We start from the raw sequence: 26,145 nt of genomic DNA, 5'->3' as shown, positions 1-26,145 counted from the left end.
TCAATAAAAAAACGCAGCTCAGGCTGCGTTTTTTTGTGTCTGCTGAATTAGCAGGTTCGGCCAGTATATTTTACTGCTTGCGCAAGATTGTCCTTGAGTTCAAAAACAATTTTACATTGCAGGTTCACGTCATAGCCGCGCGATGGGCTATGTGTCACCGGAATGGGTACTGTTCCAGTACCGGCAACCGGATGCTGAGCAACAGAGAGTGGAAGTGCAACGGGACGCTGCACGATATAGACCAGTTGCCCGGCTGAAAGTACGGGTTCATTTACCTGTTGGTAGCCGAGTTTGCTTAAATCCAGATTGGCATAAATGGTTTGGCTAGACTGTCCAATATACTGCTGTAAATAAGCGTCACGTTCGGCTTGAGACAGGGTAGGCGTATGCGTACATGCAGACAACAGCAGAAGCATACCTGGTAATACGAGTTTTATTTGGCGAAATGCAGATAACATATTCTGACTCCTACAAAAGCCATTGCGGTTATTGTAGCGAGTAGAAAACGAGCTTATTGTTGTAATTTGACACACGGTAGAGAGAAGTATCCTGATAAATTGGACCTCTCATTAAATCCCATACAGGTTTTAAACTTCACTGGACATAATTTAGCAAGCTTTACCGGTATAACGAATGTCCTGAACAATTTCATCTTTCAAGTCAAACCAGATTTGGCATTTCATCTTAATGTTATAACCTCCATTCGAAGGCATTGGAATTGGTGCACCAGGGGAGATACTTTGACTAATATTAGGTGTACCCATCGGAATATTCACATCTCGGAAAATAGTATAACTGAGAAAGTCTGCTGTCTGAATGGGGTGCTGGGAGGTTTTAAATCCCATTGCACGAAGATCAAGTTGGCTGCGAACCTGTGCGGCAGTTTGACCGATATAGGGCTGTAGAGAATGATGCAGATGCTGATTGCTGCCTGTAGCACATGCAACAAAAGACAAGCTGGAAAGCAGAGTCAAATATTTCATATTCATTGTTTTTATAAATATTGTTTTAATTAAATTGAATAGTCTTGTAATTCTCAGGCTATGTCAATTTTTTTATTTATTGGTAAATAATGAATAATTAAAGTCACAAAAAAAGCCACCCTGATCAGTGGCTTTTTTTACTGACGCTAAATCTTAGCGTGCACGATAAGTGATGCGACCCTTAGTTAAGTCGTAAGGAGTCATCTCCACTTTTACACTGTCGCCAGTTAAAATACGGATGTAGTGTTTACGCATTTTACCAGAGATATGAGCAATCACTTCGTGACCGTTTTCTAAACGTACACGGAACATAGTATTAGGAAGCGTCTCGGTGACAACGCCTTCGAACTCGATGAGTTCCTCTTTATTGGCCATAGCCTACCTAAAAGAATAAATTAGAAAGGCGCAAATTATAGTCAATTTTTTCGTATAACACAAGGCATAGCAGGCTTTAGACTGATCATCTGAAAGCAAAATAAGCGAAGCATCAGTACAAATATTTTAACTAAAAAACTGCTTGTTGATGTTGTCACTTTGGTCAATCACAGTTAATCTAAAAAATATCTTTTTAGGTATAAATGAAGCACATACAAGGAAGGTTTTTGAGTGGGTCAGCTAACAGATGCATCGGTTGTACTGCGATTAGGCTACCAGGCGATACGTCGTGCGGGTTTGCCAACCGAAGAATTGCTTACTAAAGCAGGAGTTGCCTTAAACCAGGTTGAAGCCAATGACCGTACCCCGTTGAGTGCACAGTATGCATTCTGGGTCGCGGCAGAAGAGGTCAGCAAGGATCCTGATATCGGCTTACATTTGGGTGAACACCTGCCACTTTACCGTGGTCAGGTCATTGAGCATTTGTTTATTTCATCAGAAAACTTTGGTGAAGGGCTAAAACGTGCCTTGGCTTACCAGCGCCTCATCAGTGATGCCTTCCATGCGCAACTGGTCGTGGAAGATGACCGCTGTTATTTGACCAATGGTGAGCAGCTTTTTGCCGAAAACCTCGTCAATCGTCATTTCACTGAATGTGCCATGTCTGGTGTGCTGCGTTTCTTTAAGTTTATTACCGAAGGGCGCTTTGAACCGATTTATATCGACTTCAATTTTTCTAAAGGTGCAACTGATGATGAATACTTCCGTGTCTATGAATGCCCAGTAAGTCTGGGACAGAAAGAAACACGTCTTTATTTTGATCCGAGTATTCTTGAATATCCGCTTTGGCAGGCAGAACCAGAATTACTCCAGCTGCATGAGCAGTTAGCAATTGAAAAGCTGCAAGAGCTGGCACGTTATGATCTGGTGGGTGAAGTGCGCCGTGCCATTGGCTCAACCTTGGAAAGTGGGGAAACCACGCTAGAAACAGTCGCTGCCCAGCTGAATATTACTCCCCGCCGTTTGCGTACCCAGTTGAGTGAAGCCAATACCAGTTTCCAGCAGATCCTTTCGGATTATCGTTGCCGTCTGGCTAAACGCTTACTGGCAGGCACCAGTGAAAGTGTAGAGCGGATTGTTTATCTCACCGGTTTTTCTGAACCAAGTACCTTCTATCGTGCTTTTAAACGCTGGACCAATGAAACGCCAGTTGAATATAGAAAGCGCAAGCAGCGTTGAATCCCTTCTAACCTTCCTTTAAAAAGGTAGGAATTTCCCCTCCTTCCAGAAGGGGGTAGGGGAGGTAAATTAATGAAAAGGATTCAATTATTCTGGCATGTTTAACCAATGTGGTCCTAAAGGCACTTTTGGTAAATTAAATTGTTCAGGATAATGCGCCTGAATAAAGTAGAGTCCATCTGGTGGTGCAGTCACACCTGCCGCTTTGCGGTCTTCCGCAGCAAAGATGACATCAATCTGATCGATGTCATACATGCCCTGACCAATTTCCAGCAAACAGCCCATGATATTGCGCACCATATGATGCAGGAAGCCATCAGCCTGAATATCCAGGACCAGATAGTGACCATGACGAATTAGGCGACAGTGATGCACATGGCGTACAGGTTGATTGGATTGACAGGCAGAGGCACGGAAACTTTCGAAATTATGTGTGCCTTCAAACTTTGTCGCAGCTTCAATCATCTTGTCGACATCTAAATCGTAATGGATATGGGTGACCTGTTTATGCAATAGCGCAGAACGCACAGGGTGATTGTAGACTACATAACGATAACGACGGGCTTGGGCTTTAAAACGGGCATGGAAATCCATGTCCATTTCCTGAATCCACTGAATTGCAATATCTTTAGGCAGCTGACTATTACAGCCGCGTAACCAGCCATATTCGGAGCGATCAGCAGAGGTATCGAAGTGAGCAACCATATTGGTGGCATGCACGCCGGCATCAGTTCGACCTGCACCATGCAGGATAATAGTTTCATTGGCGACTTTAGACAGAACCTTTTCAATCGTTTCCTGCACGCTTGCTACGCCGGGCTGTTGGGTTTGCCAACCTCTGTAGTGTGCTCCACTAAATTCAATACCGACTGCAAAACGCTGCATATTCACCTCAAGATTCAACTAATCAGACCAATGGTGATGCCATTGTTCCACGCTGTCGTATTGTAAATACATTTTCAGGGCTTTTGCATATAGATCGGCATGGCCATAGGCATCATTGAGTAAAATCCGGCAGTCCTGTACCCATTCAGCAATAGCATAGCGTTGGTCTGTGCTCCCGAAAGGTACCTGTGTAGTCAAAACTACAGCACAGCCAGCATTATAGAAATCATCAAAAAGTTGAATGAGATCAGGATTAACTGCGAGATTTCCTGTGCCAAAGCCCTGCAGAATCAGGAAGTCTGGAGGTGAAGCCAATAATTGCTTAAGGTTATGAAGCTGCTGATCTAGCCCAATTGGCTGCATCATGATACTCAGGCAATTAAATTGCTGTGCCTTAATCAAATCTTGTGCAGTAATGCTATGTGTATATAGTTGTGGTGGAATTTTTACTTCTGCATCTATGCCAGCAAAGGCCTTGAGTTCAGTAGTATGTTGCTTTAACGCTGTTCTGCCATGAACCAGTTCCTGGTTAAATGCCAGATAAACGCCCATCTCGACCTGCTGTACAGAATCTAGAGCAAAGCATAGGTTGTCCAAAGCATCACTGAATTCGCGTGGCTGCTTGCCAGCTGCATTTAATAATGGGTACTGGCTACCAGTTAAAACCACATAGGCAGATTGCCCTAAAAGATGCGCCAGCACGGCACAGGCATAGCTCATGGTATCTGTACCATGAATGATAACAAAGCGCTGATAATCCTGAGCCTGCAGTTGCTGAATAAACTGAATCAAGGCTAGCCAGTCAGGAGCAGTACATGCACTGCTGTCCTTAATTACAGGGGCGCAGAAGCACTCTACCAAATGCGTGTCTTCATGCAATAATTCTTTTAGTTTTATAAAAAAAGATTCGGCAGGCATAGGAGCGAGTGGATCACCAACGCATCCAAACGTACCTCCCATATAAATCAATGCAATATTTTTCATCATAAAAAAAGCAGCCATAGTGACTGCTTTAGTGTAGAACGAATTTACTTAAGAAGCGATTCGATTCAGTAATTGATCAACATGGGTACGTTGTTGTGGACTGTAGTCCGCTTCCTTTTCTGTCAGGATTTCACGTGCGGCATCATAGGCACCCAATTGAATATACTGCTCTGCCAATTCCAGATTTAATACTACTTCATCAGTTTCCGTTAATTCAGGGAATGATTGAATCAGTGGATCATTTTGATGAGCGGTTGAAGTAACAGGCGTAGATGGAATATCAAAACTGATTGCCGCGCTGGCTGGTTTTTCAGGAACGGCATCTAGTTTAAAGTCCAATTCTGAGACAGCAGGGACTGCTGGACTTATAGGTTCATGTGTAGCTAAACCTGATAAATCAAATTCTGGTACTGCGATTTCTGGCTGAGTTTCTGTGGTTGACGTTGTATCTGCCGAGAAAGAAAAATCAAGAGGTTGAACTGATTCTGCAGTAGGTACTGGTGTCACTTCTGGTTTTTCTGAGTTGCCTAAGTCAAGCTTAAAGTCCATAACCGGTGCGGCAGTTTCAGGCTCGGCAGCAGGTGCAATTTCAGTTTTAGCTTTTATTGAGCTATCTAAGTCAAAGCTAAAGTTTAGTGCAGATGTGGCAGTATCTGATGTTGTCTTCGGTGTAGGCTCAGATGCAGGAGCGTCAGAGAAGTTAAACTCTAAACCTGTAGCTCCTGGGAGATCCTGGGCTGCATCACTTGCCGGTTTAGTTAGAGTGGGCTCAAAATTAAATTCCAGCGGCTGGATATCATTCTGTGATAGCGCCGGCTCAAATACAGCTTTTTGAGGCTTATTTTCTTGTTGCAGTTCATCAAAAGCGAGGTCATTAACTACTGGGCTGTGGGTTGGGGATAGCTCTTCAAAGGCAGCAGTGTTGTCTATAGATGCTGTCTCAGTTACTGATGAGCCAGCGCTTAACTGTGCAGAAGGAAAATCACTTGTATCCTTGGTTGAAGTAGCTGAATTTTCAAACTCTGCCTTTTTAGTTTCTGCCTGCGCAAGAATGTCATCCAAACCGAGTGAACGGACATGTGTGATTAACTGAGAAATGGCAAATTCATCTTTCTGCTGAATATGGATATCAAGGAGCAACAGATACAGTTCATGCTGGCGGTTGTCTTTTTTGAGTGCCTGATTGATTTGCGCTTCAGCGGCAAAGAAATTTCCTTCATTGATCAGGCGCTCAATTTTCTTGCGCAGATCTGCTGAAAGAGCAATAGCTTCCTGAGGGTTCGTTGCAACTTCTTCAACCACCCGGGTTTTTGCTGGGGTAGCCCGTGCTGAACTGGTGGTTTTTCTCGCTTTCGCTGTAGTTGCCTTTGGTTTATCTGACCCTTGAGCATCCTGACGTTTTTTGACTACGATCAGAACGATGATCAATAAAATTAATGGAATCACATAAATCAGCATGATAAGTACCCCTTAGAGATAGAGGGCTCCATATATCCACTCATCCCTGTAAATCAATGTATGTAATGATTAGTTAATTGGCTTTTTTATCTGCCTGTTGTGCTTTCAACTGCTGTTGCAGTCGGGCAAGACGGGCATTTAATAATTGAATTCTCTGATCCTTCTGATTAAGCGCCAATTCTAATTCAGTTACGTTTCTCTGTAATTTAACGGTTTTTTCTCGAACTGTCATAACTTTTAATGACAACTCTTTCGAAGTTTGACGGTCTAATGTGTTTTGATTTGCAGAAAGTTGCTTAGTTTCTTGTTGGTTCTCAGCAACCAGGCTCATTTCAGCTTGATTTAAACGATATTTGGTACTGCCTTTAGCCTTATTCTGAACTTGTGCAAGCTCAGCTGTCTTTATGGTAATTGGCTGTTTTTGTGCGGGCGCAATATTCAAATTCAGTGCCGCACCACGCTTCAGGCGATTCGCATCTCCGCCAATAAAGGCCTGTTCATTATTTTTTTTAATTTGCTGCATGACTTCACCGACACCGCGGTTTTGTTCCTGAGCAATACGTGCAGCAATTTTCCAGAGAGATTCATTGGATTGAACCACATAACTTGCTTTTGCAGTAGATGTCGGGCTCGTTTGAGGAGAGTGTTGCACTGGAGCCGGAGCTGCTTGAGGCGTTTTTTTAGGAGGGACTTGCTTCTGTTTTGCTACTTGATCTTCAGCATATTTTTTAACTAATGGGTCGCTGGAATTGGATTGTGGTGCAGCAGCAGGATAGGTTGCCACTGGCTTTTGATTTTGTACTATTTGAGCTGGTATATCTTGATTCTGCTGTGCAACAGGTGCTGCTGAAGCACCTTCCGCTACCTGAGTTTTTGCTTGAGCTGTGGTAGTGACTGGATTTTTTTGCAGACTATTTGAAGCTAGAGGCTTTTGTTGACTAGCTGGCATTGCAGGTTCAGGGATTGGTGGTGGTGTCGTCAAAGTACTTGTGACTGGACGCATATTCACAGCTTTAATAGCTTCATCAACTTTGGCTGGAGCCTGAACAGCAGGAGTTGTTATCGATGTTGTCTGAGGGATAGAGTTTGGTGATAATGGTGGTGGAGTAAGACGCTGTACAGCCAATGGTTTTTCCATAGCTTTGGTATTCGCTGTTGAAGTCTTGTATTGCGTACTGACAGGTAAATTTAAACCAATTTCATTTTCATTCACCACCACGACTGGGGTTAATGTTCGTTCATTCGCGCTGATTGAAGCTTTTAGCAGATCTGTCTTGGGTTTGAGTGTGGTCTTGATATGTTGTAAGCGTGCTGCATTGCCTTCTTTAACCTTAACTACAAAATTCAGATCATTTTGAGTGATTGGGCGTGAAGAGGTAATAGTAATCACACCTGTGCCATTGCTGCTACGACGGGTAAAAAAATTAAGATGCCCGGGAGGTTGATGTGTAGTGCCCAGCGTCATTAAATCTTCTGACGTAGCTAAACTCACTTCAATCGGTATATTGATATCTGACTGACGGAAATTCATTTCCGCATAGAGTAATTCCCCGGGTGCCGATTGAACCTGAACTGGCTCAACCGTGATTGCAAAAACAGGCTGTGCCATCATCATGGTTAAAGTAGCAATTTTGAATTTTTTATATACAGTCATCTTCATTCTAGGCTCAGCATCGGTCATATTATAGGCAGTATGACTCGATGATTAGGATGTCTATGTTTGTTCAACTATTTTCTTGATAGTGACACAAAAAAGCCGATCAATAAAGATCGGCTTTTAGATTGATTATAACGTGCTTAATTAAGCATTTTTATAATCGATCAGAATGCGTAGCATACGGCGTAAAGGCTCAGCAGCACCCCAAAGTAACTGGTCGCCTACAGTGAATGCACCCAGATATTCTTTACCCATGTTCATTTTACGCAGACGGCCGACTGGAACAGTCAATGTACCGGTTACTGCGACAGGCGTCAGATCAGTCATTGATGCTTCACGTGTATTTGGTACCACTTTGGCCCATTGGCTAGACTGACGGATCATATCTTCGATTTCATTCAAAGGTACGTCACGTTTTAGCTTCAAGGTAATTGCCTGAGAGTGACAGCGCATGGCACCGATACGTACACAGTGACCATCGATTGGAACGATCTGCTGGTTGCCCAGGATCTTGTTGGTTTCAACCTGACCTTTCCATTCTTCTTTCGACTGGCCGCTTTCCAGCTGCTTGTCGATATATGGAATCAGAGAACCAGCTAGCGGTACACCAAAGTTTGCAGACGGGAAGCCTTCACCACGTTGTAATTCAGCAATTTTAGAATCGATGTCCAAAATTGGAGAGCGTGGATCATCGAGTAGGTCTTTAGTATTGTTATACAGGTAACCCATGCCTGTGATCAGCTCACGCATGTTTTGTGCACCTGCACCAGATGCCGCCTGATAGGTCATCGAAGTTGCCCATTCCACCAGGTTGTTCTGGAATAGAGAACCTAGGCCCATCAGCATCAGGGAAACCGTACAGTTACCGCCAACGAAAGTTTTAGTACCTTTCACTAGGCCATCTTTGATTACGTTCAGGTTAACCGGGTCAAGTACGATGATTGCTTCATCATCCATACGCAGCGTAGACGCAGCGTCAATCCAGTAACCATTCCAGCCTGCAGCTTTCAGCTTAGGGAAAACCGCAGTGGTATAATCGCCACCTTGGCAGGTAATAATGACATCCATTTGCTTCAGACGATCAATATCTGTCGCATCCATAAGTGCTGGGGCAGTTTTACCACCAAATGCCGGTGCTTCACCACCTGCATTACTGGTAGAGAAATAGAATGGCTCAAAATGAGCAAAATCATTCTCTTCAACCATACGTTGCATTAGGACGGAACCAACCATCCCGCGCCAACCGACCAGACCTACTTTCATGTCACTTTGCCTCGGTGCGTTAAAAAATTAAAGGGGGTTCGAGTGTACCAAAAAGGGACTCAACTGCAATAGCTACACAATAGAAACATCAATAATATTGAGCGAAATATCTTGTTTATGTTACATACAAAATTGATAACGCAGATTTTCTTCTAGAAAAAATAACAACATAGTAAAAAGAGTCACTTTATGATTTTGTTTATTCAGATATTGTCAGTGCTGGTCATCTGGCTCAGTTTCTGGTCCCTGATTCCTCGTGATGAATGGTGGATCCGTGGCGCCGATTTCCCGCGACTACAAATTCTGATCATTGGCTTCATTGCACTAGGACTTTATATATTCTGGGAGCATTCCTGGACCTTGATAGACCAAATTATTTTTGTAGGGCTGCTCGCGGCACAAGCCTACCAGTTGAAGATGGTCTTGCCTTATACCTTTATCTGGAAGAAACAGGTGAAGAAGGTCAAACGGCAGCAACTGGATCCAAGCAAACAAATTTCTTTACTGGTTTCTAACGTGTTAATGACCAATGAAAAATATCATCTATTACTCGAACAAATTCAACATTTAGCTCCAGATCTGGTACTGACGCTGGAGACCAATTCAGAATGGCAGAAACAACTCTCAGTGATTGAAGCGGACTATCCCTACCGTGTACCTGTGCCTTTAGATAACCTGTATGGGATGCATCTCTACAGTAAATTAAAACTCAGCGATACCGAAGTGAAATTTATTTTGAGTAATGAAATTCCTTCAATTCATACCACAGTCACTTTACGTTCTGGCCATCCGGTTCAGTTATATTGCCTACATCCAAAACCGCCAAGTCCGACTGAAGCCAAGGACTCGAAACTGCGTGATGCTGAATTGCTGATTGTTGGAGATCAAATCAAGGATCTCGATGAAAGCTGTATTGTGATGGGTGATTTAAATGATGTCGCCTGGTCACGTACTACACGTTTGTTTCAGCGTATTAGTGGCTTGCTCGACCCGCGTGTCGGGCGCCGTTATGTTAATACCTTTCATGCCGATTATCCGATGTTCCGCTGGTCACTTGACCATGTCTTTCACAGTACCGACTTTGCTTTAGTCCATATGGAGCGTTTGCCACATGTGGGCTCGGATCATTTTCCGGTGTTTGTGGTACTACAAACCGGGCGAGTCTTTGATCATGTACAAGAAGAACTGGAACAGACTGAAGAAGATGAGCAACAGGCTCAGGAAGCTATACAAGAAGGTATTGAAAAAGCTGAGAAAGAAGAAAAAATAGTCACGGATGAAATTGCTCAAACTTACAAAAATGGTTCAAAAGTGTGATGGATTTATCGGAAAAGTGTACGAAATGGCTTACACAGATTGGGGTCTTAAACGATATTTATTCCTCGATGATTCCAATATTCTGCTTATATCAGCACAGGGAGTCGAGAAGGGAATTTCTCATAAGGAAGACGAAGCTGAATGAAGACATCATGGATATGATGATGAAATGGAAATCACAAAAAACCAAGAATTAAAATGTTGAAAGCACAACCTCATTAACCCGGGTTTTTACAGGATGTAGAGCCCGGGTTAAACTATTTTAGAGCTTTAATTTTCTTTTTTATTTAATTGATTATTAAAACAATTTATTGAGGTGAAATAATGTCTGAAAAACGTGTATGCAGTTTATTATTTCTGACAGTGACTCAGCCCAGGAATTTGAAATATTTGAAGTCTATCATGCCAATCGATGGTCAGCAGCTAAAAGACGCAACTGCTTTTAGAAGCCTTGAACCATTCTCATAGTCTTGTGACTGCCCATATAAATGGTTGACTGGTTGGACTCGGTAATGCCATTTTTGATGGCTAACTGGTGATGTATTTTCCCATTTACTGGTTCATCCAGAACTACAAGGGTAGGGCATTGGTCGCCGAATTATGCAGGCCATTCTACAGCGTTATTCAGGATTTCATCAAAAAATTTTAGTTGCTGACCAGCATGCTACCGGCTTTTATCAGGCTTTAGCTATGTTGGTCATACTGAAGCCATGTGGATTTATCAGGAAATAAATCATTAATCCATGATGAAAGAGTTCGAGAACTCAATAAATCGAATCATAACCCTGTGGGCGGGTCTTAAAACGGCGATGGAACCACATATATTGCGTTGGGGCGATCCGTAACTGGCGTTCAATAATCTGGTTCACGCGAGTGGCATCATCCAGTTCATCTGCGCTTGGCAGGTTTTCAACGGGTGGCTCAATCAGGACATGATATTTGGGATTTTTGATATCGCCGTGACGGTAGAAATACAATGGGATCGCAGCGGCTTTGGTCATTTTTAATAAACGACGATGTGCGGTCACGGTTGCAGCAGGAACGCCAAAAAATGGTGACATTACGCCTTGTTTTAAACCGAAATCCTGATCCGGGCTGTACCAGATCGCATGTCCATTTTTCAGATTACGCACCAGACCACGCATATCATCATGGTCAATCTGGTTAGCATAAATTGTGGCACGGCAGCGATAAATCAGCATATCCAGCAAGGGGTTATTCTGCGGACGATAGACGACATCCGGTTCAAAATATTGGGCACACAGGTAGCCGCCAGCATCCAGCAGGGTAGAGTGTGTACCCAGTAATAATGCACCTTTTCCTTCAGCTTGTGCTTGCTGGATATATTCCAGACCTTCAATAGTTACACGGCCTTTAAACCACTTTGGCGTGTACCAGGCATTTAAGGTTTCAAACACACCGAGCATCTGGTCAATAAAGACCTGACGGGAATTTTCCTGCACTTCTTGTGCAGACCATTCTGGAAAACACACTTCCAGATTGCGCACTGTAGTTTCACGGCGAGATTTGAGATATTTATAACTTAAGCTACCCAGTAAAGAAGCCAGACGGTACTGAATCGCCCAAGGTAAAATCGCCAGAATCATCAGGAATACAATGCCAATCCATATGCCCCAATACTGGGGAGACAGGAAGGCCCACTGAAATTCACCGGGTTGGTAATCTGGCTTTTTACTCATAATCTGCTATTTAAACCTCAAGATATCTGCAGTGTAGCAGAAGAGCTTTTTGAAACAAAAAAGTGAAAATAAAAAAAGCATCTGTATGAATACAGATGCTTGGCATGGGAGAAATAGAAAACTTAAGCTTTGGTCATATTTTCCAGTTCATCCCAACGTTCCATTTTTTCCAGCAAAATCTCGTCAATTTCACCTAAACGTTCAGATGCCTTGGTGGCTGCTGCTGCATCTTTCACAAACCATGAGCCATCTGCCAGTTTGTCAGAAAGTTCAGCCTGTTCACTTTCCAGTGCTTCGATTTCTGCAGGCAATTGTTCAAGTTCACGTTGATCTTTGTAGCTGAGTTTCACCTTTTTCGGTGCAGGAGCAGCCGCTGCGGCTTCAGCTTTGGCTGCAGCTTTTTTAACGGCAGATTTTTGATCGACCGCTGTCTGGTTCGGACGTTGCTCTAAATAATCCTGATAACCACCGATGTATTCATCAATATTGCCTTTACCATCAAATACCCAGGTTGAGGTCACGACGTTGTCCATAAAGGCACGGTCATGCGAGATCAGCAGTAATGTGCCTTTATAGCCACTTAACATTTCTTCTAATAGTTCAAGGGTCACCATATCCAGATCATTGGTTGGTTCGTCCATCACAATCAGGTTTGATGGTTTAAGCAACAGTTTTGCCAGCAAAATACGGTTACGTTCACCACCAGACAGTGCTTTTACTGGTGTACGGGCACGTTCAGGTGAGAACAGGAAATCTTGTAAATAGCTATAGATATGACGACGACTGCCATTGATATCGACATGGTCAGAACCTTCAGCGACGTTATCTTTTACCGATTTTTCCAGATCCAGTACGTTACGTAACTGGTCAAAATAAGCCACTTCAAGCTGTGTACCAGTTTTCACCGTACCGCCATGCTCAAGCTGGCCTAAAATCGCTTTAATCAGTGTGGTTTTACCAACACCGTTATCACCGACTAAACCAATACGATCGCCACGCATTACCAGTGCCGAGAAGTCATTAATGATTGGTGCATTGTCACCAAATTTCACGCTGAGGTGTTTAATCTCAAATACGACTTTACCAGAACGGCTCGCATCCTGAGTTGCCATGCTCACTTTACCTTGTTGTGAGCGGCGTGCTTTTGATTCTTCGCGTAATGCTTTAAGCGCGCGGACACGACCTTCGTTACGGGTACGACGCGCTTTAATCCCTTGGCGAATCCATACTTCTTCTTCAGCAAGACGCTTGTCAAACAGCGCATTCTGCTTTTCTTCGGCTTCCATCTGCTGTGCTTTAAGCTCGAGGTAACGTGAATAGTTACCTTCGTAGCTACGCAATGTACCACGATCCAGTTCAACAATACGGGTTGCAATGCTGTCTACAAATGAACGGTCATGCGAAATAAACAGGAGGGTTAAATTATTTTGATCGAGCAGGAATTTCTCTAACCATTCAATGCTCTCAACGTCCAGATGGTTGGTTGGTTCATCAAGTAACAGAACGTCTGGTTGAGTGAGCAGGGCACGAGCCAGCAGCACACGACGCTTACGGCCACCGGATAAATCGGCAAGGTCTGCATCCGGATCCAGGCCCATTTTACTCAGGATAGAGTTCACCTTGGTTTCTAAAGCCCAGCCATCCAGCTGATCCATCTTGTGCTGCAATGAACCCATGCGGTCACAAGCTTCCATATCACCCAGTACGCAGGCTTCGCTGGCTTCATGATAAGCACGTAGAAATTCTGATGCTTCACCTGCGCCATCTGCCACGATATCCGCGACTTTGCCCGAATCCATCGGCACGTCTTGGGCCAACATGGAAATTGTGATGCCATTTTGTAAGGAAACTTCACCACTGTCAGGTAACAGGCTTCCTTCAATCAGTTTAAGTAAGGTAGACTTACCTTCACCATTACGGCCAATCAAACACACTCGTTCACCGCGTTCTAAATTAAAGTTAGCGCCGTCGAGCAGTGCAGGTCCGCCAAACGCGAGTTGGACGTCCCTTAGGGTAATATATGCCATAATGGTTTCCTGAAATCCTATGATGAGGACTTAAAATGACTAAACAACAAAATCTAAATGAACAGGCGTCATTTTCCGCACCCATTGAAGATTTGCAAGTCCGAATTGCATTTTTGGACGATTTAGTTGAACAGTTGAATCAGCAGGTGACCAGGCAGAATCTGGAAATCATCAATCTTCAGAAGCAAATGACGCTGTTATATCAACGTGTTGAGTCGGCAGATTTGTCTGAGGGCATTGCAGAATTCGACCCGATTATTGATCGACCACCGCATTATTAATTATGTAATTGGTCATGTAGAAAACCCTCCATTGTGAGGGTTTTCGCTTTAATGGGTCTATGCTTTGTTTCAGCAGAGTAATCCTAGTCAGTAAAACTAGCCATGCTTAAAATAATTTGACCTTTTTCACGCTTGCCCCTCTAATAGCGCTTCCAGGTTTTGTTCAGATTGGTGTTCCATGTCACAGAAAGTTGTTTTACTCGATCTTGAAAATAATTTCCCGACCGCCACTCTATTACGTGAAATCACCAAGCATTATCCAATCTTGTACCTGTTTAGCTGTGCCGGAAAGTTTGAATTTGAACTGGAAGACCTGACCGAACTGGCAGGCTGGATCGCCAGTGGGCAAGTGGTCATTCTGGACATTCCTGAAGCTGAACACCGTGAATATGAATATGCGGTCATTGTCGGACAGCTGATGGCACTGCTGGAACCGGACACGCATGTGGAACTGATTTCAGCCATGGACAGCAGTGAAATGCTGATGCAAATGCTGATTGCATCTGACATTAGCTGTAGCCTGATTCAGGTACAGGCAGAACCGGAACAGGATAAAAAAATCTCTCCTAAATTCAAGATCCCAAGTCTCGACACCATTCAGCAGAAACCCACTTTACAACTGGTGAAAAAATATTGTGATGCACTGGCGAAAATGCCAGGCAAGCCAACCACATTGGAAAGCCTGAAAAATTCTGTGGCAAATATTTTGCAAGTACTGCCAGGTAAAGCGCAGCATGTAGTCGGAATGCTGATTAACCTCAAGATTGTAAAACGCTATGAAGATCAGATTGCCTTCCGTAAAAAGGTATTAAAGCAATGGTCACAACTGGATCTGTCTGCTGCACCAAGTACACCACGGGATCTAGGTCAGGCCATTGCTGAATTGACCCCGGAAGAGCCAGAAAAAGTCATTGAAGAACAATCTGCCATTCAGTCTGTACAACAGGGATTGTTCAAAAACTTTGACCGCATTGATCCGGTACAAATGGAAGTGGCACGCAAGCTGCGTGAACTACAAGGTGACAAGCCTAAAGATATTTATGAATTGCGAGATTTACTGGAACAGTTATTTCCAAAATCCGATGTGCGTTTATTGCTGAAGGAACTGCTGGAGAAAGGCTATATTTACTGGAATGGTCATGAAGTTCTCTATAGCCATGAGATGTTCCTGAATTAATTTTGTCGCGCAAACTTGCGTTTTATATTGAGCTTATGCAACTCTAATAATAGAACATAAAGGTTGAGCTATGGAAAATACAGGAATCTGGGTTGCTGTCGTCATCATTGTATTTGTACTGGGATCTATTTTTGGTCTGCGTGTCAGCCCACGGGAAAGAGCTTTGGGTATGATGCGTGAGAAAGCCCGCAAGATGGGATTACACCCACGTCTGGTTGTGGCTCCTGACTGGACCAAAGTGCCGATGGCCACTGAAAAGCGTGCCAGTATGGTGGCTTATTATAGTGTGCTGATACCAGACGCACGTTTGCCACTGATGCGTGCCCGTGTGGTCGATCAAAAGCTTGAGCTGGTACAAGGCGATGACAAATTTAAAGATTTTCCCATTGCATTAAAAGGCATTTATGCTATTGATATGCAGGCAAACTGTGTTGGACTGTATTGGGATGAAGAAGCTGATCTAAAAGCGGCCCAGCTCGATGACATCAAGGCACTATTACATTCCTTGGCTGAACTTTAATTTTTTAGAATATACAGGATTAACGGTTAATTATGGCGAACGCTCCTCGGTCCACATCAAAAAGCAGCACAGCGAAGTCTTCCGACGCTGGAAATAAGCGTGCCTTAGTGATTGTGGAGTCGCCTGCAAAAGCGAAAACAATCAACAAATACCTCGGTTCGAACTACATTGTGAAATCATCTGTCGGTCACGTGCGTGATTTGCCGACAGGCGGCTCTGCCAAAAGTACAGAGAAAAAGCCAGCAACGCGAACCAAGCTGACTGAAGCAGAAAAAGCGGAAAAATCACAGCAGGCGTTGATTAACCGTATGGGCGTAGACCCGGAACACGACTGGAAAGCCAAATACGAAGTCCTGCCGGGCAAAGAACATGTGGTTGCCGAACTGAAAAAACTGGCCTCGCAAGTCGATGAAGTCTATCTGGCAACGGATTTGGACCGTGAAGGGGAAGCGATTGCCTGGCATTTAAAAGAAGTGATCGGCGGTGATGATTCACGTTACCAGCGTGTGGTCTTCAACGAAATTACCAAAAATGCCATTCAGGAAGCATTCAAGCATCCAACCCGTCTGGATACCAACAAAGTCAATGCTCAACAGGCACGCCGTTTCTTGGACCGTGTTGTAGGCTTTATGATCTCGCCATTGCTGTGGGAAAAAATTGCCCGTGGTTTATCGGCAGGTCGTGTGCAATCCGTTGCAGTAAAACTGGTGGTTGAGCGTGAACGTGAAATCCGTGCCTTTATTCCTGAAGAATACTGGCAAGTATTTGCTGATACCAAAGCGAAAAAAGATGACATTCGCCTGGAAGCAGTGAAGCAAAACGGTAAGACCTTAAAGCTGCACAATAAAGCTGAAACTGATGCTTTGTTGAACCTGATCAAAGATGCTGAATACAAGGTGATGAGCCGTGAAGATAAACCGACCAAGGTCAATCCAAGCGCGCCGTATATCACTTCAACGCTACAGCAGGCAGCCAGCACACGTTTAGGCTTCTCGGTGAAGAAAACCATGATGCTGGCCCAGCGTCTGTATGAAGCGGGCTTTATTACCTATATGCGTACTGACTCCACGTTCTTGAGCGATGATGCAGTCAATATGGTACGTGGTCATATCGAATCTGAATTTGGTGAAAAATACTTACCAGCCAAGCCAAACCGTTATGGCAATAAAGCCGGTGCGCAGGAAGCCCACGAAGCAATTCGTCCTTCAACCGTTGGCCTGAAAGGTGATAGCCTGGTTGGTGTGGAACGAGATGCACAGCGTTTGTATGACCTGATCTGGCGTCAGTTTGTTGCCTGTCAGATGACACCTGCTGAATATTTATCTTCTACGATTTTAGTCGATGCCAATGGTGTGGAGCTGAAAGCTAAAGGCCGTACGCTGGTATTTGATGGTTTCACCAAAGTTCGTGGTGCCAACAAGGCAGATGACGATATTTTATTGCCAGCTGTCAAAGTGGGTGAAGTCCTGAAGCTAGAGAAACTTGATCCTTCTCAACATTTCACTAAACCACCTGCACGCTTCACTGAAGCATCCTTGGTAAAAGAGCTTGAAAAACGTGGTATCGGCCGTCCTTCGACCTATGCCGCGATTATCTCGACCATTCAGGATCGTGGTTATGTAAAACTGGAAAACCGTCGTCTCTTTGCCGAGAAGATGGGTGAGATCGTCACCGATCGTCTGGATGAAAGCTTCAATAACCTGATGAACTACGACTTTACTGCAGACCTTGAAGGTCAGCTGGATAAAGTGGCAGATGGTGAGCGTAACTGGAAGGATCTGTTAGACAGCTTCTATGGCGACTTCAAGAAACGTCTAACCAATGCTCAGGGTGAAAACGGCATGCGCCGCAATCAGCCTGTAGAAGTTGAAGCTGTACATTGTAAAGAATGTGACCGTCCGATGCAGATCCGTACCGGAACAACGGGTGTATTCCTGGGTTGTTCAGGTTATAACCTGCCACCGAAAGAACGTTGTAAAGGCACACTGAACCTGACCCCGGTTGAGTCTTTGGCTGCACTGTCTGACGATGATGCCGCTGAAACTGCTGACCTGATGTCGAAAAAACGTTGTCCGATCTGCTCGACTGCCATGGACAGCTACGTCATTGATGGCGGTCGTAAACTGCATATCTGCGGTAACAACCCGGACTGTGCCGGTTTTGAACTGGAAGAAGGTGAGTTCAAGATCAAGGGCTATGATGGCCCAACCATTCCATGTGACAAATGTGATGGCGAAATGCAGCTGAAGACTGGCCGTTTTGGTCCTTATTTTGCCTGTACCAGCTGTGAGAATACCCGTAAAGTCTTGAAGAATGGTCAGCCTGCACCTCCGCGCGTTGATCCGATCAAGATGGAACACCTGCGTTCAACCAAGCATGATGATTTCTTTGTTCTGCGTGATGGCGCAGCCGGTCTGTTCCTGGCCGCGAGCAAGTTCCCGAAAGTCCGTGAAACTCGCGCACCGAAGGTGGCGGAACTACGTACCGTTGCCGAGCAGCTGGATCCAAAGTATCAGTTTATCTTGCAGGCGCCAGATGTAGATCCTGAAGGTAATCCAACTCTGGTGAAATTCAGCCGTAAGAACCAGTCGCAATATATTGGTTCAGAAACACCTGAAGGTAAGCAAACCAAATGGTCTCTGGTTTACCAAGATGGAAAATGGGTTGAAGCCTAAAAGCTAAAAATAAAAAATGCCGACATCAGTCGGCATTTTTTATGGCAGAATAAATTTTAGAAATTTGATTAATAATAAAATTTGGGGAAGGTGTGGATATTCAAACAAAAAAATTCGCAGTGCTCATTGATGCGGATAATTCATCGATTAATGCAATCGCATCAGTATTAGAAGAAGTTGCTAAATACGGTATTGCCAGTGTTAAACGTGTTTATGGAGATTGGAGCAGTGAAACCTTAAAAAATTGGCGCGATGTTTTGCTTCCACATGCAATTACACCTGTACAGCAATTTGCCTATACCAAAGGTAAAGATGCAACAGACATGATCCTGATTATTGATGCTATGGATTTACTTTATGCAGGTGCATTAGATGGGTTCTGTATCGTATCCAGTGATAGCGATTTCACGCCCTTAGCTTCACGTATTCGTGAAAATGGTCTCACCGTCTATGGTTTTGGCAAAAAAGCTACTCCTGAAGCATTCAAAAAAGCTTGTGACAAGTTTATTTATATTGAAAACTTACTTGTAGATAGTGAAATTAAAAATAATGAGGATAGTGAAGAAACAGATTTAATTGATAAAAAAGTTTCGGATATTAGCAAGACAAGTGGACAAAAAACCATATCTGCCCAAAAGGAAATTCAATTACCTGAAGGGATGGACCGAGCCACGCTTAATTTAATTTATAAAGCTGTAAAAGATAATGCAGATGAAAATGGTTGGGCCAATTTAAGTATGGTTGGGCAATACATAAGTGCGGTAAAACCTGATTTTGACTCTCGTAATTATGGTCGTGCCAAACTTTCTGGATTAATCAAGACTTTAAATCTTTTTGAAACTAAGATTGAAATGAGCCAGATGTTTCTTAGAAAAATAAAAAAACAGAGTGCTTAAAGCATGTGGAAAAAAATCCGAATCCTGATTCTGCTACTGATTTTATTTGTGGTCGCAGTCAATGCCTATCGTGACCAAAACCAGGACTGGTCCAAGCCTATTTTTGTCTTGTTGCATCCAATTAATGCTGATGGTTCAGCAGCTACCCAACAATATATTCAGCAGCTCTCGGCTCAGGATTTAAATGGAGCACAAGAATATCTGGAAAAGGCTGCGCAGCAGTATCGCGGTCAACCAACCTACTTCTATTTTAATCTTGGACGTGAACTGAAAGAATTACCACCTAAAGTTCCTGAGCAGGCCTCAGTTATAGATACCATTTTCTGGAGCCTGAAATTCCGTTTCTATGCCTGGCAACAGCAGCAAAGTTCAGATCCTTCGGCCAATGTGATCTTATATTTAAACTACTATGATCCGGCACAGCATAAAGTGTTAAAGCATTCAACAGCTTTACAAAAAGGCCGGATTGGATCAGTGAACCTGTTCGCTTCCAGGAAACAGACTGAACAAAACAAGATTGTCCTTGTACATGAGCTATTACATGCCTTTGGAGCCAGCGATAAATATGATCTGGCGACCGGTCAGCCGATGTATCCTGTGGGATATGCATTTCCAGATCAGCAACCTTTGTTTCCGCAAGCCAAAGCAGAACTGATGGCAGGGCATATTCCAACCTCTCAAACGTCAAGTAAAATGCCAGAATCTTTAAGCCAGACTCTAATTAATGAGATCACTGCGATTGAATTAGGTTGGAAACACTGATTGGATAATGCTGAATTTACCCCACAACTTTAGTCGTGCTTGTAAATAAATTTGATACTGGCTTATGAGCTTATAGATAGACTGAAACTTCTAACCATAAAATATTAATAATTGAGAAGAATATGCATACTTTTGTCCTGGCACCCGATTCCTTTAAGGAAAGTATGTCAGCCGAGCAAGCGTGCCAAGCTATGCAACGCGGTGTTCTACAGGTCTTTCCTGATGCATGCTGTATCGCTGTGCCTATGGCAGATGGTGGTGAGGGAACAGTAGAGGCCTTGCTGCGCTCCTTGGATGGTCAAGGTATTACCTGTATGGTGACTGGGCCTTTAATGACTCAACAAGTGTCTACTTATTTTGCCATAGTCGATTATGGTCGAACTGCCGTCCTTGAAATGGCCAAAGCCAATGGCATTCATCTGCTGGAAAGCTCCCAACGTAACCCCATGCTGACCTCAACCTATGGCACAGGAGAGATGATCAAACAGGCATTAGATCGCGGTATTGAAAAAATCATTGTTGGACTTGGTGGTAGTGTCACCAATGACGGCGGTGCCGGGATGTCACAGGCATTGGGTGTCCAGTTTTTCAATAGTACAGGTGAAGCGATTCAGGTCTGCGGCGGTAATCTAGATCAGATTAATCAAATAGATATTTCCCAGTTAGATGCTCGTTTGAAAAACACCGAAATTCTAATCGCTTCTGATGTCAATAATCCACTGTGTGGACCGAATGGCGCCTCGGCAATCTTTGGACCGCAGAAGGGAGCAACTCCGGAAATGGTGCAGCAACTGGATCTTAATCTCAACCATTATGCTAATCTGGTCGAAGCAAGTTTAGGTATTTTTATAAAGAATGTAGCAGGCTCGGGTGCAGCGGGTGGTTTGGGTTTTGGCCTTATGGCATTTGCGGATGCCAAGTTGCAATCCGGTGTGGAATTGATTATTGAGCAAAGCCGATTAGCCGAAAAAATTGCTCAAGCGGATTATGTACTGACTGGTGAAGGCAAGATTGACAGCCAAACGGCCTTAGGCAAAACACCGTTTGGCGTTGCTCAGGTCGCACAGCAGTTCAATAAACCGGTGTTAGCTTTTGCTGGTCTGGTGGGTGAAGGAATTGAGTCTTTATTTGATGCCGGCTTTAGTCAGATTGTGGGAATTAATCCACCAGATTGTAGCTTGGAAGAAGCATTAAAAAATGGGGAAGTGAATCTGGAAAAAGCAGTGTCCAAAACTATTAAAAATATTTGGGAACCGAGGACTTAGTGTTCTCTTACAAGATAGTCATTGCTGCACAAACTTTACATAATGGTAGATAATAACGCGTAAGCAGATCTTACTTTTCATGGGTGAGAAAAAGCACTGCTTTGCAAGGTAACAAAAATCCTTTGCTGGATTGAGGGGATATCCCTATACCCTAATCCAGCAGACGGCATCCATGCCATCGACCCTATAGCAAATCAAGAGATAAAATTGGGTGCTGTTTCAGCGCGGATGAAAAGCCATAATTATAAGAGCGATCTGTTAAACTACACGCATCCACAGAATGATGAGTGACCATGAGTTTAGCCAGCCTAATAGATGAACTGAACCCCCAACAAAAACAAGCTGCGACGACTGAAGCAAAGCACAGTTTGGTCTTGGCTGGGGCGGGCTGTGGCAAAACTAAAACCATCGTCGCACGTGCAGCTTATCTGATCGATCAGGGCGTACCTGCGAATCAGATTCAGATTTTGACTTTTACCCGTCGTGCAGCCAGTGAAATTGTCGCACGTGTGGAATTGGCTTTGGGGGAGGAGGCCAAAGGTCTGCGGGCATCGACTTTTCATACCTTCTGTATGTATCTGCTGCGCCGTATTCCCAAAGCATTTGGACTGGAGCAGTTTTCGATTATTGATCGTGATGATCAGTTGATGATGTTCCGTCTGATTCGCGGACGCGATGACAAGAAAAACCCGAATTACCTACCCAAGCCACAAGAGTTGTGTGACCTGTATTCCTTTGCACGCAATACCCGTCAGAAGCTGAGTCTGGCGCTGGAAAAACAGATGCCGGAATATCTGGCGCTGAAAGACCAGATTGCTGACATCATGAAAGAATACGAAACACGTAAAAAGGCACGTAGTTTCCTGGACTATGACGATATTCTGGCGGTGGTCGCGAGTGCATTGGCACAATCAGAAGGACTGGTGGATTATGTTGCTTCAATCTGCCGTCATATGCTGGTCGATGAGATGCAGGACACCAATCCATTGCAATGGGCCTTGCTAGAACCACTCAAAGATCATATCAGTCTGTTCTGTGTTGGAGATGATGCACAGTCAATTTATGGCTTCCGTGGTGCGGACTTTGAAAATATTCACCATTTCAAAGAGCGTGTGCCTAATGCACAGATTTTTAAACTGGAAAAAAATTACCGCTCGACTCAGGAAATTCTAGACCTGTCCAACTGGCTGCTGGATCAATCCGAAATTAAATATGACAAGCGGCTGGATGCACATCGGGGTGAAGGCATTAAGCCAAAAATGCATATCTTCCCCAACGAGTTTGATGAAGCTAAATGGATCGCCATCGATATCAAAGAGCGTCATTACTTACAAGGCAGTAAATGGTCTGATCATATGGTGCTGGTGCGTTCCAGTTTTGCGGCACGCCATATTGAAGCGGCCTGTATTGCTGCCAATGTACCGTATCGCTTTATCGGTGGGATGAAGCTGTTAGAAACCGCACATGTTAAAGACTTGTTGAGTTTATTGCGTGTGGTTGCCAATCCGCTGGATGATATTGCCTGGATGCGTTTCCTGACGCTGTGGAATGGCGTAGGTGATGTCGGTGCGAGTAAACTGTCACAGCAACTCTTGGCAGAGCCTGAGATGGATATCATTGCAGACAAGCTGGAAAAATTTGGCAAGATTCCGCTGGAATCCATTCTGATCATGAAGCAGATGGCTGTGTTAAAAACAGAAGTTGAAGCCTGTGTCAGTCTGGCCATTCAAGCCATCGAATACCAGCTTGCTGAAAACTATAAAAAAGACTGGAATCGCCGTCAGGGTGATTTTGAACTGGTCAAGCAGCTGGCTTCCAAACATGCCCAGCTGAGCGAGTTTCTGGAAGAATATGTGCTCGATCCGGTATCGATTTCTGAAATTGAACGCCAGTCAGATCCTGATGTGGTGACTTTAATCACCATCCATTCTGCCAAGGGTACAGAGCAGAAGGTCTGTTATGTGGCGAATGTGACACCAGGACAGTACCCTCATGCGCGTGCGCAAGGTGATTTTGATGATGTTGAAGAAGAACGTCGGGTGTTGTATGTAGCGTTGACCCGTGCGCAGAATGAGTTGATTTTGACAAAACAGAATCTGAATCACTGGGCACGCGAAACCGTGGATGAGCAGGGCCGTAAAGTAGAGAGTTATTTTATGAATGACCTAACTCGCCATCTGTGTACTACGGAAACCCATTACAAGACCCGTCAGCAAACCGTAAAAAGTGCCTTAATCGAACGCCAGTCGATTAATTTAGATTTTGGTATTGATCTCGATTAAACTAGACAGATATTGTTGTATGCAAAAAGTAGAGTAGGCGAGTGCTTTTTGATGTTTTTTGCCTATCTTCTTAAGGTTATCAAATGAAAATTTTAGTTCGTAACTTGGAACGTACTGTGACAGAGACTGAGTTACTGGAATTGTTCAAGCAATATGGCACAGTAGATACTTGTACGCTGGTGCTGGATGCTGAAACTGGTAAGTCTAAAGGCTTTGCCTTTGTAGAAATGCCGCATGGCCGTGAAGCAGTTAAAGCGATCAAAGGTCTGAATACCTTGCGCTTACATGGTACAGGCATTCGTGTGAAACAGGCTGAAGAAAAGCCACAGGCGTAAATAGAAAAAGGAGCAGATAATGCTCCTTTTTTATGGAAATAACTTTTCTGAATGACCAAATAGTTAGAGCTTCTGATTGAATAACTCAATCCAAATTTTATTGTCTATTCAATAAAATAGAGTTCTGTCATAAATCATTTTTTAATCATTATAAAGCGAAGCAGTGCATCTCATTCCAGAGGGATAAGGGACTTTCAATATCTATTTAAGTATGAATAGCATGATCATTTTTTGATTTATGAAAGAGATTTAATGACTCTTCAAAAATTAAAATAAATTGCATTAGTAATTCAGCCCGGTTGTTCATATTTCCTGAAAAAATCAATAAATAAAATAAATTCCATTGTAAAAATAATGATCTGGTCTTAAGTTATAAAAGCCAAAATTTGTTTTAACACTTAGGAAAAATCCATGACTCGTGTTGCTCGCTATCATGCGGACCGTACCAATCAGAAACTTTATTTCGCCCGTCTTGCCTGTCAGCAGGCAGAGCAAACCGATCATGTCCAGCAGGCTCAGGCACATCGTGAATCAGCAGTTTTCCATTTGCATGGTGCAGTCCTGGCTTTTTTGCAGGAACTGGTGCGTTACTACCGTTTAAATGATCTGAGTCCGACCTTGAAATCGATTGAAGAGCAGATGGCTGCGAAAGGGCAGATCTCTCCAGAAGTCACCGTAATGCAGCAACTATCTAAAGACGGCTTTATCGCTGAGCTGAAGCGTACTTATCGTTTGTGTCAGTACACACCCGAGCCGAGTGTACCGGAGCCTGAAGATGAAACATCTTCCAAACTGATTATTAAAGTCACTCAAACACCTCAAGCCTGGTTACCAGATACAGCAATCCTGCGTGAATGGCATCGAGACCTGACACAATTGATTGATGGTTTTCGCAATGAGATGGTGGAATTTTAATCCGACCAATGACCCTTGAAATTGAAATTATTAACCATATATCCAATAAACAGCGATGCAAAGTGATTCTGCGCTTTGCCACCATGTTGAACATGGAGGACATATGTCTATAGAACAATTGAAAGAACTATTTGGTAGTCAAGAAGCGATTTTAGAACTCGTTCAACTGGAAAGTGGTGAGTTAGCATTACGCAATGCAGGCTCAGAAAAACAGCCATTGGTCATTATTCAGTTTAATGATGAAGTAAAAGCACTTCTCGGTGATCAGACCCCGGTGGTTGCTCAGCATATGATTCAGGCGGCTTTATTTGGCCTGCTCGAAAAGCAGGCAAATGAAATGCAGGCTGAAATTGTGGATGAAAAACCAAAATATTTAAGTTGATTGCTCTCCCATTCTGAATAAAAAAGCGCACTTTAACGTGCGCTTTTTTATTGGATTTATTTCATTATTAAATATATACCAAAAAAAATAATATGGATCACTGTGGTTAACCAAAACTTTTTTCGGAACTCTTGTTTTTGTGATTTATGTCTTAAACTGAGCTGAGCAACTAAAGCACCTATCCAACCACCAAATAAACTCAGATTATGCAGAGTTTGCTCTGGTGTACGACGTTTATTGTTTTGGGCTGATTGTTTATCTTGCCAATAAGCGAAGAACGTGATGAGGTTAATCACTGCATAATAAACTAAGACCCAAACCGAGATTTGTCCTGTCAAAAATAGAACTAATAAGGTAAGAATAAATGGGTAAGCTGCAATTTTAGACAATAAGCTTTTGCCACCTTCTTGTTGTTGATGGCGTTGGTCTCTTAATCGTTGACGTTCATAATCATGTAAAAACTGAATATTGGTTGCTTGTAAGTTTTTCTTAGTCCCTTGTACAACATTATAAATCAGTTCATCACCATCTACAGGGCGTCTGGTCTTATAACTAAAATTTTTAATATGAACAAAAACACGTTCTGAAGTTTCATGGGTAGTCGCGAATCCAAAGCCTTGGTCATCTTTCCATGTGGTTAATTTACCTTTATAACGCATACTATTCCCCCACAAGAATCCTGTTTAAAAGACTTTAAAATCAAATATAAAAGTCTATAAGTTATTTAAATTAGGAGTTTATTATAAAGTCGATCAATTTTTTTGTCA

General features: G+C 43.4%; 24 protein-coding genes. 13 read left to right on the top strand and 11 right to left on the bottom strand.

Annotation, left to right across the window (positions count from 1 at the left end):
- Positions 1-47: 47 nt before the first annotated feature.
- The 3 genes from C8322_RS10220 to infA all read right to left on the bottom strand — a co-directional run bounded on the left by C8322_RS10220 (position 48) and on the right by infA (position 1,358).
- Positions 48-458 (bottom strand): hypothetical protein, encoded by a 411-nt coding sequence (locus C8322_RS10220; RefSeq protein ID WP_108675778.1) that lies wholly within the window; start codon positions 456-458, stop codon positions 48-50.
- A gap of 150 nt (positions 459-608) precedes the next feature.
- Positions 609-989 (bottom strand): hypothetical protein, encoded by a 381-nt coding sequence (locus C8322_RS10215; RefSeq protein ID WP_071320760.1) that lies wholly within the window; start codon positions 987-989, stop codon positions 609-611.
- A gap of 147 nt (positions 990-1,136) precedes the next feature.
- Positions 1,137-1,358, bottom strand: a complete 222-nt coding sequence (infA, locus tag C8322_RS10210) for a translation initiation factor IF-1 (protein WP_001284370.1) — start codon at positions 1,356-1,358, stop codon at positions 1,137-1,139.
- A gap of 231 nt (positions 1,359-1,589) precedes the next feature.
- On the opposite strand from infA, the gene C8322_RS10205 reads away from it, so the two are divergent.
- Positions 1,590-2,597, top strand: a complete 1,008-nt coding sequence (locus C8322_RS10205; protein ID WP_048882553.1) for an AraC family transcriptional regulator — start codon at positions 1,590-1,592, stop codon at positions 2,595-2,597.
- Between the two features lie 87 nt (positions 2,598-2,684).
- Here the strand turns inward: C8322_RS10205 and truA are convergent, their stop codons facing one another.
- The 5 genes from truA to asd form a co-directional block, all read right to left on the bottom strand.
- Positions 2,685-3,482 (bottom strand): tRNA pseudouridine(38-40) synthase TruA, encoded by a 798-nt coding sequence (gene truA / locus C8322_RS10200; protein WP_111810574.1) that lies wholly within the window; start codon positions 3,480-3,482, stop codon positions 2,685-2,687.
- Between the two features lie 18 nt (positions 3,483-3,500).
- Positions 3,501-4,469, bottom strand: a complete 969-nt coding sequence (locus C8322_RS10195) for an asparaginase domain-containing protein (protein WP_171294456.1) — start codon at positions 4,467-4,469, stop codon at positions 3,501-3,503.
- A gap of 45 nt (positions 4,470-4,514) precedes the next feature.
- Complete coding sequence (locus C8322_RS10190; RefSeq protein WP_111810573.1) at positions 4,515-5,924, bottom strand: hypothetical protein; 1,410 nt, start codon at positions 5,922-5,924, stop codon at positions 4,515-4,517.
- Between the two features lie 73 nt (positions 5,925-5,997).
- Positions 5,998-7,584 carry a hypothetical protein gene (locus C8322_RS10185; protein WP_111810572.1) on the bottom strand — a complete coding sequence of 529 codons (1,587 nt, stop codon included), beginning with the start codon at positions 7,582-7,584 and terminating at the stop codon, positions 5,998-6,000.
- Between the two features lie 141 nt (positions 7,585-7,725).
- Positions 7,726-8,844 carry an aspartate-semialdehyde dehydrogenase gene (gene asd, locus C8322_RS10180; RefSeq protein ID WP_048882548.1) on the bottom strand — a complete coding sequence of 373 codons (1,119 nt, stop codon included), beginning with the start codon at positions 8,842-8,844 and terminating at the stop codon, positions 7,726-7,728.
- 189 nt (positions 8,845-9,033) lie between these two features.
- Between asd and C8322_RS10175 the strand changes: the two genes are divergently transcribed.
- Positions 9,034-10,161, top strand: a complete 1,128-nt coding sequence (locus C8322_RS10175; protein WP_111810571.1) for an endonuclease/exonuclease/phosphatase family protein — start codon at positions 9,034-9,036, stop codon at positions 10,159-10,161.
- Positions 10,162-10,925: 764 nt separating this feature from the next.
- Here the strand turns inward: C8322_RS10175 and C8322_RS10165 are convergent.
- Positions 10,926-11,861, bottom strand: a complete 936-nt coding sequence (locus tag C8322_RS10165; RefSeq protein WP_008303264.1) for a lauroyl acyltransferase — start codon at positions 11,859-11,861, stop codon at positions 10,926-10,928.
- A gap of 122 nt (positions 11,862-11,983) precedes the next feature.
- Positions 11,984-13,888, bottom strand: coding sequence for an ATP-binding cassette domain-containing protein (locus C8322_RS10160; protein ID WP_008303262.1), 1,905 nt, complete (start codon positions 13,886-13,888; stop codon positions 11,984-11,986).
- Between the two features lie 35 nt (positions 13,889-13,923).
- Between C8322_RS10160 and C8322_RS10155 the strand changes: the two genes are divergently transcribed.
- The 11 genes from C8322_RS10155 to C8322_RS10105 all read left to right on the top strand — a co-directional run bounded on the left by C8322_RS10155 (position 13,924) and on the right by C8322_RS10105 (position 25,378).
- Positions 13,924-14,169: a SlyX family protein gene (locus tag C8322_RS10155; protein ID WP_004813295.1), complete on the top strand. Its 246-nt coding sequence runs from the start codon at positions 13,924-13,926 to the stop codon at positions 14,167-14,169.
- A 178-nt stretch (positions 14,170-14,347) separates the two neighbouring features.
- A complete protein-coding gene (locus C8322_RS10150) occupies positions 14,348-15,346 on the top strand; it encodes a hypothetical protein (RefSeq protein WP_111810570.1) in 999 nt (332 codons plus the stop codon).
- Positions 15,347-15,416: 70 nt separating this feature from the next.
- Entirely contained in the window at positions 15,417-15,866 is a 450-nt protein-coding gene (locus C8322_RS10145) for an ammonium transporter (protein WP_004813293.1), read from the top strand.
- A 32-nt stretch (positions 15,867-15,898) separates the two neighbouring features.
- Complete coding sequence (topA, locus tag C8322_RS10140; RefSeq protein WP_111810569.1) at positions 15,899-18,541, top strand: type I DNA topoisomerase; 2,643 nt, start codon at positions 15,899-15,901, stop codon at positions 18,539-18,541.
- A 92-nt stretch (positions 18,542-18,633) separates the two neighbouring features.
- Positions 18,634-19,437 carry an NYN domain-containing protein gene (locus C8322_RS10135; RefSeq protein WP_004890306.1) on the top strand — a complete coding sequence of 268 codons (804 nt, stop codon included), beginning with the start codon at positions 18,634-18,636 and terminating at the stop codon, positions 19,435-19,437.
- 3 nt (positions 19,438-19,440) lie between these two features.
- A complete protein-coding gene (locus C8322_RS10130) occupies positions 19,441-20,199 on the top strand; it encodes a hypothetical protein (protein ID WP_111810567.1) in 759 nt (252 codons plus the stop codon).
- A 122-nt stretch (positions 20,200-20,321) separates the two neighbouring features.
- A complete protein-coding gene (locus C8322_RS10125) occupies positions 20,322-21,464 on the top strand; it encodes a glycerate kinase (protein WP_111810566.1) in 1,143 nt (380 codons plus the stop codon).
- A gap of 293 nt (positions 21,465-21,757) precedes the next feature.
- Positions 21,758-23,746: an ATP-dependent helicase gene (locus C8322_RS10120; protein WP_111810565.1), complete on the top strand. Its 1,989-nt coding sequence runs from the start codon at positions 21,758-21,760 to the stop codon at positions 23,744-23,746.
- A gap of 83 nt (positions 23,747-23,829) precedes the next feature.
- Complete coding sequence (locus C8322_RS10115; protein WP_004813282.1) at positions 23,830-24,081, top strand: RNA recognition motif domain-containing protein; 252 nt, start codon at positions 23,830-23,832, stop codon at positions 24,079-24,081.
- A 411-nt stretch (positions 24,082-24,492) separates the two neighbouring features.
- Positions 24,493-24,996 (top strand): DUF6586 family protein, encoded by a 504-nt coding sequence (locus C8322_RS10110; protein WP_111810564.1) that lies wholly within the window; start codon positions 24,493-24,495, stop codon positions 24,994-24,996.
- A 103-nt stretch (positions 24,997-25,099) separates the two neighbouring features.
- On the top strand, positions 25,100-25,378 hold the full coding sequence (locus C8322_RS10105) for a hypothetical protein (protein WP_004813278.1): 279 nt from the start codon (positions 25,100-25,102) through the stop codon (positions 25,376-25,378).
- Positions 25,379-25,434: 56 nt separating this feature from the next.
- Here C8322_RS10105 and C8322_RS10100 read toward each other — a convergent pair whose 3' ends face one another.
- Complete coding sequence (locus C8322_RS10100) at positions 25,435-26,037, bottom strand: DUF1294 domain-containing protein (protein WP_004890290.1); 603 nt, start codon at positions 26,035-26,037, stop codon at positions 25,435-25,437.
- Between the last annotated feature and the right edge of the window lie 108 nt (positions 26,038-26,145).

The sequence above is a fragment of the Acinetobacter sp. SM1B genome (assembly GCF_003289665.1).
Classification (GTDB): Bacteria; Pseudomonadota; Gammaproteobacteria; order Pseudomonadales; family Moraxellaceae; genus Acinetobacter; species Acinetobacter schindleri.
This window is presented reverse-complemented; position numbering and strand designations above follow the sequence as displayed.

Excerpts from the sequence above, each read along its gene's own strand:
- C8322_RS10220 (WP_108675778.1), bottom strand. The coding sequence starts at position 458 with ATGTTATCTGCATTTCGCCAAATAAAACTCGTATTACCAGGTATGCTT.
- C8322_RS10215 (WP_071320760.1), bottom strand. The coding sequence starts at position 989 with ATGAATATGAAATATTTGACTCTGCTTTCCAGCTTGTCTTTTGTTGCA.
- infA (WP_001284370.1), bottom strand. The coding sequence starts at position 1,358 with ATGGCCAATAAAGAGGAACTCATCGAGTTCGAAGGCGTTGTCACCGAG.
- truA (WP_111810574.1), bottom strand. The coding sequence starts at position 3,482 with ATGCAGCGTTTTGCAGTCGGTATTGAATTTAGTGGAGCACACTACAGA.
- C8322_RS10195 (WP_171294456.1), bottom strand. The coding sequence starts at position 4,469 with ATGATGAAAAATATTGCATTGATTTATATGGGAGGTACGTTTGGATGC.
- C8322_RS10190 (WP_111810573.1), bottom strand. The coding sequence starts at position 5,924 with ATGCTGATTTATGTGATTCCATTAATTTTATTGATCATCGTTCTGATC.
- C8322_RS10185 (WP_111810572.1), bottom strand. The coding sequence starts at position 7,584 with ATGAAGATGACTGTATATAAAAAATTCAAAATTGCTACTTTAACCATG.
- asd (WP_048882548.1), bottom strand. The coding sequence starts at position 8,844 with ATGAAAGTAGGTCTGGTCGGTTGGCGCGGGATGGTTGGTTCCGTCCTA.
- C8322_RS10175 (WP_111810571.1), top strand. The coding sequence starts at position 9,034 with ATGATTTTGTTTATTCAGATATTGTCAGTGCTGGTCATCTGGCTCAGT.
- C8322_RS10165 (WP_008303264.1), bottom strand. The coding sequence starts at position 11,861 with ATGAGTAAAAAGCCAGATTACCAACCCGGTGAATTTCAGTGGGCCTTC.
- C8322_RS10160 (WP_008303262.1), bottom strand. The coding sequence starts at position 13,888 with ATGGCATATATTACCCTAAGGGACGTCCAACTCGCGTTTGGCGGACCT.
- C8322_RS10155 (WP_004813295.1), top strand. The coding sequence starts at position 13,924 with ATGACTAAACAACAAAATCTAAATGAACAGGCGTCATTTTCCGCACCC.
- C8322_RS10150 (WP_111810570.1), top strand. The coding sequence starts at position 14,348 with ATGTCACAGAAAGTTGTTTTACTCGATCTTGAAAATAATTTCCCGACC.
- C8322_RS10145 (WP_004813293.1), top strand. The coding sequence starts at position 15,417 with ATGGAAAATACAGGAATCTGGGTTGCTGTCGTCATCATTGTATTTGTA.
- topA (WP_111810569.1), top strand. The coding sequence starts at position 15,899 with ATGGCGAACGCTCCTCGGTCCACATCAAAAAGCAGCACAGCGAAGTCT.
- C8322_RS10130 (WP_111810567.1), top strand. The coding sequence starts at position 19,441 with ATGTGGAAAAAAATCCGAATCCTGATTCTGCTACTGATTTTATTTGTG.
- C8322_RS10125 (WP_111810566.1), top strand. The coding sequence starts at position 20,322 with ATGCATACTTTTGTCCTGGCACCCGATTCCTTTAAGGAAAGTATGTCA.
- C8322_RS10120 (WP_111810565.1), top strand. The coding sequence starts at position 21,758 with ATGAGTTTAGCCAGCCTAATAGATGAACTGAACCCCCAACAAAAACAA.
- C8322_RS10115 (WP_004813282.1), top strand. The coding sequence starts at position 23,830 with ATGAAAATTTTAGTTCGTAACTTGGAACGTACTGTGACAGAGACTGAG.
- C8322_RS10110 (WP_111810564.1), top strand. The coding sequence starts at position 24,493 with ATGACTCGTGTTGCTCGCTATCATGCGGACCGTACCAATCAGAAACTT.
- C8322_RS10105 (WP_004813278.1), top strand. The coding sequence starts at position 25,100 with ATGTCTATAGAACAATTGAAAGAACTATTTGGTAGTCAAGAAGCGATT.
- C8322_RS10100 (WP_004890290.1), bottom strand. The coding sequence starts at position 26,037 with ATGCGTTATAAAGGTAAATTAACCACATGGAAAGATGACCAAGGCTTT.